This is a genomic window from Serratia sp. JSRIV004 (assembly GCF_019968705.1).
Taxonomy (GTDB): Bacteria; Pseudomonadota; Gammaproteobacteria; order Enterobacterales; family Enterobacteriaceae; genus Chania; species Chania fonticola_B.
Window position 1 is genome coordinate 633,400 of record NZ_CP074140.1, and the last position, 11,704, is coordinate 645,103.

Sequence of the window (11,704 nt, forward strand, 5' to 3'; positions counted from 1 at the left end):
TTTTTTGTCTGTTTTATAATCTAATTTGAGCCGGTTCACACTTTTCAATGAAAATGACTGAAAATTTTCTCGACGAGTTATGTAGACTGGCTGCCATTATTAATGAGGCACGTGTACATGACTACTGAGCTTGAAACCTCTTTTGCTGACCTGGGGCTGTCTGCTCCGATCATTGCTGCCCTGACCGATCTGGGCTACGAAAAACCATCACCGATCCAGGCTGAGTGTATTCCTCACCTGTTGAACGGTCGCGACGTGCTGGGCATGGCGCAGACCGGTAGTGGTAAAACTGCGGCGTTCTCGCTGCCCCTGCTGCACAACCTCGATGCAGCCCTGAAAGCACCACAAATCCTGGTACTGGCTCCAACCCGCGAACTGGCGGTTCAGGTAGCTGAAGCCATGACCGATTTCTCCAAGCACATGCATGGCGTTAACGTGGTGGCCCTGTACGGTGGCCAACGTTATGACGTGCAGCTGCGCGCTCTGCGCCAGGGCCCGCAAATCGTAGTAGGGACCCCAGGCCGTCTGTTGGATCACCTGAAACGTGGCACCCTGAACCTTTCTGGCCTGAAAGGCCTGGTTCTGGACGAAGCCGACGAAATGCTGCGCATGGGCTTTATCGAAGACGTAGAAACCATCATGGCGGAGATCCCGGCTGAACATCAGACCGCGCTGTTCTCAGCGACCATGCCGGAAGCGATCCGTCGTATTACCCGTCGCTTCATGAAAGATCCACAGGAAGTGCGCATTCAGTCCAGCATCACTACTCGTCCAGACATCAGCCAGAGCTACTGGACCGTGCAGGGCATGCGTAAAAACGAAGCGCTGGTGCGTTTCCTGGAAGCGGAAGATTTTGACGCGGCGATCATCTTCGTACGTACCAAAAATGCGACCCTGGAAGTGGCTGAAGCGCTGGAGCGCAGCGGTTACAACAGCGCCGCACTGAACGGTGATATGAACCAGGCGCTGCGTGAGCAGACCCTGGAGCGTCTGAAAAGTGGCCGTCTGGATATTCTGATCGCCACCGACGTTGCCGCTCGTGGTCTGGACGTTGAGCGTATCAGTCTGGTAGTAAACTATGATATCCCTATGGATTCAGAGTCTTACGTTCACCGTATCGGCCGTACCGGTCGTGCGGGCCGTGCTGGCCGCGCGCTGCTGTTCGTAGAAAACCGCGAACGCCGCCTGCTGCGCAACATCGAACGCACCATGAAGCTGACCATCCCTGAAGTCGAGCTGCCAAACGCAGATCTGCTGGGTGAGCGCCGCCTGGCCAAGTTTGCCGCTAAAGTTCAGCAGCAGCTGGAAAGCAGCGATCTGGATATGTACCGTGCGCTGCTGGCTAAGCTGCAACCGGGTGAAGATCTGGATATGGAAACGTTGGCCGCTGCACTGCTGAAAATGGCACAGGGCGAGCGCCCTCTGATCCTGCCACCCGATCCAGTGTTCAAACCGCGTCAACGTCGTGAGTTCAACGACCGTGATGATCGCGGTGGCGAGCGAAGCAACGACCGTCGTCGTGATGCACGTCCAGACAGCCGTGATGGTGGCGCTGAGCGTCCACGTCGCGAACGCCGTGACGTGGGTGAAATGCAGCTGTACCGCATTGAAGTTGGCCGTGATGACGGCGTGGAAGTTCGTCATATCGTTGGCGCGATCGCTAACGAAGGTGACATCAGCAGCCGTTACATCGGTAACATCAAGCTGTTTGCTTCCCACTCCACCATCGAGCTGCCAAAAGGCATGCCGGGCGAGATCCTGAATCACTTCACTCGCACCCGCATTCTGAACAAGCCGATGAACATGCAACTGCTGGGCGATGCACAGCCGCATGAACGTCGTGAGCGTCCTGCCGGTGGTAACGGTGGTGAGCGCCGTGGCGGTGCCCGTCCATTCAACGGCGAGCGTCGCGAAGGTGCACCAGCACCACGCCGTTCTTTCGGTGAGCGTCGTGAAGGCGGTAATGCTGCCGGTGGCGAACGCCGTGGCGGTAACTTCAACCGTGACAAGCCAGCACCACGCCGTGACGATGCAGCAGCTCCTGCCGCACCACGTCGCCGTTTCGGTGATGCATAATCGTTGATTTGACCGTATACGGTTAATCAGCTTAAGAAACCAGTCTTCGGACTGGTTTTTTTTTGCCTGGCATCTCAGTTAATACCGCTAAAGGGCGTATCATTCGCAAGGTTTATCTTACGGATGCACAGGAGCTGCCGTGAACTGGCAACAATTCAAATCTCAATACCTGGTGCGCTTTTGGGCGCCTTTACCGGCGGTGATCGCAGCCGGGATCCTCTCGACCTACTATTTCGGCATGACCGGCACCTTCTGGGCGGTAACCGGTGAATTTACCCGCTGGGGCGGCCATATCTTGCAGTGGTTGGGTTTCCACCCCGAGCAGTGGGGCTACTTTAAGGTGATCGGCCTACAGGGCACACCACTCGATCGTATCGATGGGCGCATGATAATCGGTATGTTTGCGGGTTGTATCGCCGCCGCGCTGTGGGCCAACAACATCAAATTACGTATGCCACAGCACCGCATCCGCATTGCACAGGCGTTGCTTGGCGGCATCATCGCCGGTTTTGGTGCGCGTTTGGCGATGGGGTGTAACCTGGCGGCCTTCTTTACCGGTATTCCACAGTTCTCGCTGCATGCCTGGTTTTTTGCGCTGGCAACGGCGGCGGGTTCTTACTTCGGTGCCAAATTCACCTTGCTGCCGATGTTCCGTATTCCGGTCAAGCTGCAAAGAGTGAAAGCGGCCTCACCGTTGACGCAAAAACCTGAGCAGGCACGCCGCCGTTTCCGTTTGGGAATGGTGATTTTCTGCCTCACGGTGGCTTGGTCATTATGGACGTTATTTGATGCGCCGAAACTCGGCATTGCCATGCTGTTTGGTATCGGTTTTGGTCTGCTGATTGAACGGGCACAGATCTGCTTTACCTCAGCGTTCCGCGATCTGTGGATCACTGGCCGTACGCATATGGCCAAAGCGATTATTATCGGCATGGCGGTCAGCGCCATCGGCATCTTCAGCTATGTGCAATTGGGCGTCTCGCCGAAGATCATGTGGGCCGGGCCCAATGCGGTACTGGGCGGCCTGCTGTTTGGCTTCGGTATTGTGCTGGCGGGCGGCTGCGAAACCGGCTGGATGTATCGTGCGGTAGAAGGCCAGGTCCATTACTGGTGGGTGGGGTTGGGCAACATTATCGGCGCCACGCTGTTAGCCTACTACTGGGACGATCTGGCGCCAGCCCTGGCGACCAACTACGACAAGATTAACCTGCTGGATACCTTCGGGCCGATCGGCGGCCTGCTGGTGACCTATCTGCTGCTGGCCATAGCCTTTGCCGCGATGCTGTGGTGGGAGAAACGCTTTTTCCGCGCCAAGCCAGATGCGCAGGTGGTGAATTTAAGGAGTGAAGCATGAAACAGACCGAGATCGTGCCGGATTACCGGTTGGATATGGTGGGAGAGCCTTGTCCTTATCCGGCGGTGGCTACGTTAGAGGCTATGCCGCAGTTGAAACCGGGCGAAATACTGGAAGTGATCAGCGACTGCCCGCAGTCAATCAATAATATTCCACTCGATGCCCGTAACCACGGCTACAAGGTGCTGGATATTCAGCAGGATGGGCCAACCATTCGTTACCTCATCCAGCGTTAATCGAACAAGGGCACCATTACGGTGCCCTTATCATTCATCCCTTCACTAAGTCGCCTTTCACCCCGGCAACAATCTCAAACGACCGTAAACGCGCCTGATGATCGAAAATCTGGCCGTTAACCATGATCTCATCCGCACCGGTTTCACGCAGCAGGCTTTGCAGGCCATGGCGGATGGTGCTTTCGCTACCGACGATCGACATGCGCAGTGCCTGATCGACGCCATACTGCTCGCCTGCTGTCCACAGCGCGTGGATATTATCGACCGGCGGTGGCAGTGGGCCTGGTGAGCCACGGCGCAGGTTGATAAACTGCTGCTGCATGGAAGTGAACAGGAAACGGGCGTTTTGGTCGCTGTCTGCGGCGACCACGTTGACACACACCATCGCGTGCGGCTGCTGGCACTGCTCAGACGGCGTAAAGTTCTCACGGTACACATTCAGTGCCTGGAACAGCATATCTGGCGCAAAGTGCGAGGCGAAGGCAAACGGCAAGCCGAGCTGTGCCGCCAACTGCGCACTGTACAGGCTGGAACCCAACAGCCAGATTGGCACATGTAACCCTTGGCCCGGTACGGCCTGCACTGCTTGCCCCGGCTGTACTTCGCCAAAGTAATGTTGCAGTTCCTGCACGTCACGCGGGAAGTTATCTACCTCGCCAGAGAGGTGGCGACGCAGCGCCATCATGGTGCGTTGGTCGGTACCCGGTGCCCGGCCAAGCCCCAGATCGATACGCCCAGGATAGAGAGATTCCAAGGTGCCGAACTGTTCGGCGATCACCAGCGGCGCATGGTTTGGCAACATCACGCCACCTGAACCGAGGCGAATGCTCTGCGTACCGGAGGCTAAATAACCCAGTAATACCGATGTCGCGGCACTGCCGATGCCGGTCATATTGTGGTGTTCCGCTAGCCAGTAGCGCTGATAGCCCCACTTTTCGGCATGTTGCGCCAAATCCAGCGAGCAGTGAAACGCATCGCGTGCCTTGGCTCCCTGAGGGATCGGGGATAAATCCAGTACCGAAAGCGGTACCCGTGTGTGTTCAGTCATTTCATCGTCCATTGTGCTTATCAGGTTGATCGCTTAAAGGGCGATTGCAGGGTTCTGCAACTAAAAAAGCGATTATGCTTTTTGTGTTAAAAGCATAATCGAAAATACGGTTATAAAAGGGGATATATGTGCTCGCAATATCCTTATGAGAATAATGGTTTTTTTACAGCTATGATGGTTTTTGTTTGCACGCTGATGTTCAAGGGGCTGAAGTAATGAAGAAGAAGACGCTGTTTACCCTGCTGCTGATGGGGATAGCTATCGCCATGGCGGTGCTATTCCGCGCGCATAATCAGGATTTGTTGTTGCAGGGCGAAGTGGATGCCCCCGAAGTGATCGTCGCTTCCAAAGCCAAGGGCCGGGTGATCGAGCGCCTGGTAGAGCGCGGGGACGATGTGAAAACCGGGCAACTGCTGCTGCGGCTGGAAAGCCCGGAACTGATGGCCCAGCTACGTTCGGCGCAGGCTTCGCTGGATGAGGCCCAAGCGCAGTTGGACCAATCGCTGCATGGCACCCGTGAAGAAAGCATCCGTAACCTGCGGGCCAATCTGGCACAGGCCGAGGCGCAATACCAGAATGCCCAACACGATTACGACCGTAACCTGAGCGTTGCCAGCAAGGGTTATGTATCCAAATCTGAATTGGACAGCTCACGCCGTGCGCGTGATACCGCCTATCAACAGGTGCAGGCCGCCAAAGCCAATTTGGACGAAGGCATCAATGGCGATCGCATTGAACTGCGGCAGAAATACGAAGCAGCCCTGCGGGCCTCCGAGCAAGACCTGCTAGAAATTCAGGCCCAGACCGACGATCTACTGGTTAAAGCTCCGGTTGATGGCGAAGTGGGGCCGATCCCGGCTGAAGTCGGTGAGCTGCTCAACGCCTCCAGCCCGTTGATGACGTTGATCCGCGTACCGGACGCCTATTTCGTGTTTAACCTGCGGGAAGATATTCTGGCGCATGTCCGCAAGGGGGATAAGGTCCAGTTGCGCGTCCCAGCGTTGAAAGACCAAACGATCGAGGCAGAAGTGCGCTATATCGCCCCGTTGGGGGATTACGCTACCAAGCGTGCCACGCGAGCCACCGGTGACTTTGATCTGAAAACCTTTGAAGTTCGTTTGTATCCGTCGCAGCCGATAGATGGCCTGCGCCCAGGGATGAGCACCTTATGGCAATGGAAAGAGTAAGGGCAGGTTGGCGCTGCTTCAGCCACGCGTTCAGCAACGAGTGCCGCATCGCTTTTCGCCGGCCGGTGGTGCACTGGCTGGGATGGATCTTCCCGTTGATCCTGTTTGGCCTGATCAGCAGTAACTTCTCGGAAGGGACCTTGCTCGATCTGCCGGTCTCGGTGGTGGATAACGATCACAGCCCGCTATCCAAAAATCTGATCCGCAAGCTGGATGCGGGTTCTCATGCCCATGTGCAAGCCTATGACGGCGGTCTTGATGAGTCGGTGCGCCGTCTGCGTAGCGCGCAGGATTATGCTTTGCTGTCTATCCCGGCCGATTTTGAGGCGGACGCGCTGGCGGGCAATCAGCCGAGCGTGGTGCTGTATTACAACGCGCTGTTTTACGGTGCCGGGCTGTATTCTACTCAGGATTTCAGCGGCCTGATGGCCGAGGCCAACGCCAATTACCGTTCGATCATTGCCGGGGCCATGGGCAAGTCGCTGCCGCCGCTGGCGGATGTCACCCTCAACTACGGCAGCCTGTTCAATGCCAGTGGCAGCTATATCTATTATCAGCAGTTTGCCGCTACTATTCATATGCTGCAGCTGTTTGTGGTTACCTGCATGATTTACGTGATGGCGCGCAGTAAGTCCTTGCTGAAAGCCAAGCCCTTTAGCCTGGCCCTGCTGGGGAAACTGGCCCCTTACACCCTGTGCTTTACCACTTTGCTGATGGTTGAGATTGCTGCGTTGGTGGGCATTTTTGACGCTCGCGTCAGCGGCAACCCACTGTTTATGCTGATGATTGGCTTCTTCTACGTGATGGCGGCACAAAGCATCGGCCTGTTGCTGTACACCTTTACCGGCAGCGCCATTACCGCCTACACCCTGATTGGCATGTTGGTGAGTATTGCACTGACTTTCTCTGGCATGGCAGTACCCGAGCTTTCCATGCCGCTACCCGCACGCATCATCTCCAATATCGAGCCTCTTACCCACGCGCTGTACGCCATGTTCGACGTCTTCCTGCGTCAGGTGCCCGCCAGCGCCATCCTCAGCGTATGTGCGCTGCTGATTGTCTACCCGTTGGTGACCGCACTGTTGGTGCGTAACCGGCTGCTGAAGCGGCTGGCAAAAGAGGAGACGGTGGGATGAAAAGCTATTGGCTCACCTTCCGCAAAGTATTGACGAGCATGTTGGAACGGCCGATGTGGCTAATGTTGATCCTGTCGTTGTGCATCATGAGCACGGTTTATGCCAACCGCACGGTGTGGGATCTACCGGTGGCAGTGATCGATCAGGATCACAGCACCGCCAGCCGCCAGCTTATCCGCCAGTTGGATGCCACCCCGAAGATCGCCATCCAAACTTACGACAGCCTGGACGAGGCAAAACGCGATCTGGGTTGGCGCAAACTGTTTGCAGTGATCATCATGCCGGTGGATCTGGAGAAGAAGATCCTCAATGGCAAAAACATTGAGATCCCGGTGTTCGGTGATGCCACCAACCGGCTGGCAAACGGCCAGATCCAGCAGGACGTGGTGGCTGCTTACCAGCAGTTGCTCGGCCAGTACAACACCTCACTGTTGATGCGCAGTGGGTTCAGCGAACGGCAGGCTCAGGTGATCATGATGCCGATCCAGAGCCAAACGCTGGACGTATTCAACCCCGGTATCAGTTTTGCGGCGATTATCTTCCCAGGGTTGTTAGTGATGTTATTGCAGCACTCGCTGTTGATTGCCTGCGTGCGCGTCAGCATTGTGTTGAAAGGAACGCCGGGCGGCAAGCCGTCGCTTCCTGTTTATCTGGGGGGGCTATCGGCCCTGTTGCCGATCTGGCTGTTCCTGTCGATTGTGTTATTTGTGCTGTGGCCCTGGGTTTTGGGCTATCGACAGACTGCGACGATCCCCGAGATCTTGCTGCTGACCTTCCCGTTCCTGCTTGCGGTGCTTGGGCTAGGCAAGCTGGTAACCGAATGCTTGCGCAGCGTGGAAATGATCTACCTGACGCTGTCGTTTATCACCACCCCGGTGTTTTACCTTTCTGGCACTATCTGGCCGCTGCAAGCGATGCCGCAGTGGGTCAGGGCGATTTCATCGATGATCCCTTCAACCTGGGCGACCAAAGCCATTGCTGGCGTGAATCAGATGGGGCTATCGCTGCGTGATGTCGGCGGGGACGTGGCCATGCTGCTGCTATTGGGGGCGATTTATACGCTGATTGGTATTGGCGTTGGAGCCGTGCGTAACCGCGTGGGGCTGCGCAATCTATTTCGTAAACGTCGGACTTCCTGATAACCATGGGGCCAGAATGCTGGCCCCATGAGTTATTACTGCACCAGCTCCAACCCGGCTACGCGCCGCCAGTAACCGTTGCATTCGGTATGGTCGGTTAACGTCAGCGGCTGCTGACCTTGCTCATTAGCTCGGAAGCTGTCGAGCATCGCCAGTGTTTCTACGCCCTGTGGCGACAGGCGTACAATATCCACCAACCCCTGCATGCTGGTCAGTTCGTTGCCCAGGTTGTAGCAGTAGCCACTCATGGTCTGGATACCGTTGAGCACAAACACCTGTTGGTTCTCTTGAGAATTGACGATGCGCCCCTGCGGATATTTGATGCAGCAGGTTTCGCATTCATCCTTGCCCCGGTTTTCCGAGCGTGCAGTAAAACAGCGCGCCGAATAGGCCAGTGGCAAGTGCCCGTAACTCAACACTTCCACTTCAAACCCCTGGCGGAACCCTAACTCATCACATTGCTGCAATAAATTGACCAGCCAGTCGCGTGAAAGCTCTACCGGCATGCACCAGCGCATCATGCCCTGCTTGTGCAGCAGGCGCAGAGTGTAGGCGTTGTAGCAATTGAGTGCATGCCCGGCGACAAACGGCAAACCGCGATCGGCGGCCATATTCACCGTACCAAGATCGTTGGCTTCGATCAGGAATTCGCCGTTCTCCACATAACGCTTCAGCTCATTCAGCTCTGAGGGTGCCTGTAGCAAAGCCAAGGTAGAGATCACCACCTGCTTACCCGATTTGGCGATCTCCTGCGCCAGCGCCAGCCAGTCACCTACTTTCATTTCACGCCGTTTGGTGCAGACGCTCTCGCCAAGATAGATAATATCGGCGCTGCTGCTTATCGCCTGCTGATAAAAGGCTTCTATCTCGCTGTTTGGCCAGTAGTAGAGCACCGGGCCTAATGCATATTTCATGGTTTCTCCTACTGCCATTTGCGGTGGTACGCGCCAAGCGTGGTCTGGGTGCCTTCGGACATTGCGCCGAGCGTTTCCATCCAGGCTGCGTCGGCTTGATAGCCAGCCGGGTTGGCCATACAGCGATCTATGGCCTGGCGCCAGACGCGCGCAACCTGGCTGACATAGGCAGGGCTGCGTTGGCGGCCTTCAATCTTCACCGAGGCAATATTGGCGGCCAGTAGCTCTGGCAGCAGCTCCAGCGTATTCAGGCTGGTGGGCTCTTCCAGCGGGTGATAGAGCACGTTATCCACCAGATAGCGGCCTTTGCACAGCGTTGGGTAACCGGCGTTTTCGCCGTCCTGATAACGGTCGATCAGCACGTCATTCAGGCGCGATTCCATCCCCTGCGGTGTTTGTTGCCAGCGTACAAAGCGGGCAGGTGAGCAGGCGCCCACGGTGTTAGGTGATTCCCCGGTCAGATAAGAGGAGAGGTAACACCGCCCTTCGGCCATGATGCACAGGCTGCCAAAGGCGAACACTTCCAACGGTACTGGGCTGGTGCGTGATAATTGCTTCACTTGGTGCATCGACAGCACACGAGGCAGCACCACGCGGGCCACATCAAAGTGGCGTTGATAAAAACGGATGGCTTCTTCATTGGTCGCAGAGGCTTGCACCGAAACATGGCGCTCCACCTGCGGATAACGTTCCGCTGCGTACTCCAGCATTGCCAAATCAGCCAGGATCAGCGCGTCGGCACCCAACTGGGCGGCCATATCCACGGCTCTCTGCCAGCGTGCGTAGCCATCGGGGTGAGCAAAGGTGTTGATGGCGATATGCAGCTTGCGGCCATGCCGGTGCACATAGTCAGCCGCTTCCTGCAGCTTCTTCTCGGTAAAGTTCAGCCCGGCAAAGTGGCGCGCATTGGTATCGTCTTTCAGGCCGATGTAAACGGCGTCTGCGCCATTATCTACCGCGGCTTTCAAGGCCGGCAGGTTGCCAGCGGGGCAAAGCAGCTCCATAGATCTATCCTGATCCCAGCCATATACCTGGCCAGGTATATGCTGTGATAAACGTTGCCGGGCCATTGATTCGCCTGGCAATGATGTAAAAGGGGAGACAATTTTAGTGAACCCGAGGTTAACAAGCTTTGATTTGAGGCAGCTTCTGGCGTATTGATATTCAAGCGGTAACTTGAAATCTGTAGGGAAAGATGAGCGTTAATTGCACCATTTGTTGATATAGACCGGTTACGCGTAGCCGCAATGTGGCAAAATAACCTCAGACTGAGTAGAAAGGAGTGAATAACAGTGTTGGAAAAACTACGAGCACGCATTGTGCGTCAAGGGCCGTCGCTGTTGCGCGTACCGTTAAAATTCACGCCGTTTGCTCTGCAGCGTCAGGTTTTGCAACAGGTGCTGAGCTGGCAGTTCCGTCAGGCGCTGGCTGAGGGGGATTTAGAATTTCTCGAATCGCGCTGGCTGAAGATTGAAGTGCGCGATCTGGCACTGCAATGGTTTATGACAGTAGAAAACGATAGGCTGGTGGTGAGCCAACAGGCTGAGGCGGACGTCAGCTTCAGTGGCGAAGCCAACGATCTGATTTTGATTGCGGCACGCAAGCAAGATCCCGACACGCTGTTTTTCCAGCGTCGGTTGCAGATTGAAGGAGATACCGAATTGGGCCTGTATGTAAAAAATCTGATGGACGCTATCGATCTGGATGCGATGCCTACGCCGTTACGCGTTGGGCTGCTGCGGTTAGCGGACTTTGTGGAAGCCGGTTTGCAGGAGGGCACGGCGCAAACTTCCCGTGTGCCGCAGCCATGCTGATCCGCGTTGAAATTCCGGTGGATGCCGCAGGCATTGATGCGCTGCTGCGTAACGCCTTTGGCCGTGATGACGAAGCCGAGCTGGTGCAACAACTGCGTGAAGACGGGTTGTTGACGCTGGGCATCGTTGCCACCGACGAAGAGGGTGGCGTGGTCGGTTATGCCGCATTCAGCCCGGTTGACGTTGCGGGCGAGGATCGCCAATGGGTTGGTCTCGCGCCGTTGGCGGTAGAGGAAAGCCTGCGTCGCCAAGGGCTGGCCGAAAAGCTGGTTTACGAAGGGTTGGATGCGCTGAATGAGTTCGGCTATGCCGCCGTGGTGGTGCTGGGCGAACCGGCTTACTACGGGCGTTTCGGCTTTAAAACGGCTGCCCAGTTCGATCTGCGTTGCCGCTGGCCAGGAACGGAAGCCGCATTCCAGGTTTATCCGTTGGCGGAAGATGCACTGAGCGGTGTGAATGGGCTGGTGGAGTATTCGGCGCCCTTTAGTCGCTTTTAACTACCGGCAGTAGGTATTCCAATGAGAGGGGCGGATTAACTATCAGCTCCTCTTTTTGCTTTTTGCTCAACTGCTTCACCCGATACTCCAGCCGCAACGCCATCGAGCGATCCCCCACCTGGCAGTGAAAAACCAGTTCCAGCTCCCCTTTGCCACGTAGGGCTTTGGCACCATTACCGGCCTGATGCTGCGCCGCTCGCCGGGCGACGTCTGTCGTGATACCGGTGTACAACATCCCGCTTGGCATTCGCAGCATATAGAGATGCCAGGTTGTTTCATTCATAACGGCCTGCGTAAATTTCC

13 protein-coding genes are annotated in these 11,704 nt (G+C 56.2%); 9 read left to right on the forward strand and 4 right to left on the reverse strand.

What is annotated here, in order from left to right; translation table 11 throughout:
* Positions 1-53: 53 nt before the first annotated feature.
* From yrbN to yedF, 4 genes are all read left to right on the forward strand, one after another.
* A complete protein-coding gene (yrbN, locus tag KGP21_RS29690) occupies positions 54-128 on the forward strand; it encodes a protein YrbN (protein ID WP_223499600.1) in 75 nt (24 codons plus the stop codon).
* Positions 118-2,076: a DEAD/DEAH family ATP-dependent RNA helicase gene (locus KGP21_RS02985; RefSeq protein WP_024483375.1), complete on the forward strand. Its 1,959-nt coding sequence runs from the start codon at positions 118-120 to the stop codon at positions 2,074-2,076. The genes yrbN and KGP21_RS02985 overlap by 11 nt, the downstream gene beginning before the upstream one ends.
* Before the next feature lie 139 nt (positions 2,077-2,215).
* Positions 2,216-3,430: a selenium metabolism membrane protein YedE/FdhT gene (yedE, locus tag KGP21_RS02990; RefSeq protein WP_021807513.1), complete on the forward strand. Its 1,215-nt coding sequence runs from the start codon at positions 2,216-2,218 to the stop codon at positions 3,428-3,430.
* Positions 3,427-3,666, forward strand: coding sequence for a sulfurtransferase-like selenium metabolism protein YedF (yedF, locus tag KGP21_RS02995; protein ID WP_021179059.1), 240 nt, complete (start codon positions 3,427-3,429; stop codon positions 3,664-3,666). Before yedE ends, yedF begins: the two co-directional genes overlap by 4 nt.
* A gap of 34 nt (positions 3,667-3,700) precedes the next feature.
* On the opposite strand, the gene KGP21_RS03000 is transcribed toward yedF, so the two are convergent.
* Positions 3,701-4,726: an LLM class flavin-dependent oxidoreductase gene (locus KGP21_RS03000; RefSeq protein ID WP_059199546.1), complete on the reverse strand. Its 1,026-nt coding sequence runs from the start codon at positions 4,724-4,726 to the stop codon at positions 3,701-3,703.
* A gap of 203 nt (positions 4,727-4,929) precedes the next feature.
* Between KGP21_RS03000 and KGP21_RS03005 the strand changes: the two genes are divergently transcribed.
* From KGP21_RS03005 to KGP21_RS03015, 3 genes are read left to right on the forward strand one after another with little or no spacing between them, the layout of a single operon-like run.
* The gene (locus KGP21_RS03005) at positions 4,930-5,901 is read left to right on the forward strand and encodes an HlyD family secretion protein (protein WP_223537180.1); all 972 of its coding nucleotides are present in this window, start codon (positions 4,930-4,932) and stop codon (positions 5,899-5,901) included.
* On the forward strand, positions 5,883-7,037 hold the full coding sequence (locus KGP21_RS03010; protein ID WP_209523770.1) for an ABC transporter permease: 1,155 nt from the start codon (positions 5,883-5,885) through the stop codon (positions 7,035-7,037). Before KGP21_RS03005 ends, KGP21_RS03010 begins: the two co-directional genes overlap by 19 nt.
* A complete protein-coding gene (locus KGP21_RS03015) occupies positions 7,034-8,176 on the forward strand; it encodes an ABC transporter permease (protein WP_021179063.1) in 1,143 nt (380 codons plus the stop codon). The genes KGP21_RS03010 and KGP21_RS03015 overlap by 4 nt, the downstream gene beginning before the upstream one ends.
* A gap of 35 nt (positions 8,177-8,211) precedes the next feature.
* Here KGP21_RS03015 and KGP21_RS03020 read toward each other — a convergent pair whose 3' ends face one another.
* Positions 8,212-9,090 (reverse strand): U32 family peptidase, encoded by an 879-nt coding sequence (locus KGP21_RS03020; protein ID WP_021807508.1) that lies wholly within the window; start codon positions 9,088-9,090, stop codon positions 8,212-8,214.
* An 8-nt stretch (positions 9,091-9,098) separates the two neighbouring features.
* On the reverse strand, positions 9,099-10,094 hold the full coding sequence (locus tag KGP21_RS03025) for a peptidase U32 family protein (protein WP_021179065.1): 996 nt from the start codon (positions 10,092-10,094) through the stop codon (positions 9,099-9,101).
* A gap of 288 nt (positions 10,095-10,382) precedes the next feature.
* On the opposite strand from KGP21_RS03025, the gene KGP21_RS03030 reads away from it, so the two are divergent.
* The gene (locus KGP21_RS03030; protein ID WP_024483381.1) at positions 10,383-10,904 is read left to right on the forward strand and encodes an SCP2 domain-containing protein; all 522 of its coding nucleotides are present in this window, start codon (positions 10,383-10,385) and stop codon (positions 10,902-10,904) included.
* Positions 10,898-11,401, forward strand: coding sequence for a GNAT family N-acetyltransferase (locus KGP21_RS03035; RefSeq protein ID WP_223537184.1), 504 nt, complete (start codon positions 10,898-10,900; stop codon positions 11,399-11,401). The genes KGP21_RS03030 and KGP21_RS03035 overlap by 7 nt, the downstream gene beginning before the upstream one ends.
* Here KGP21_RS03035 and KGP21_RS03040 read toward each other — a convergent pair.
* Complete coding sequence (locus KGP21_RS03040; protein WP_223498770.1) at positions 11,388-11,684, reverse strand: GIY-YIG nuclease family protein; 297 nt, start codon at positions 11,682-11,684, stop codon at positions 11,388-11,390. The two genes, KGP21_RS03035 and KGP21_RS03040, sit on opposite strands and share 14 nt — an antisense overlap.
* Between the last annotated feature and the right edge of the window lie 20 nt (positions 11,685-11,704).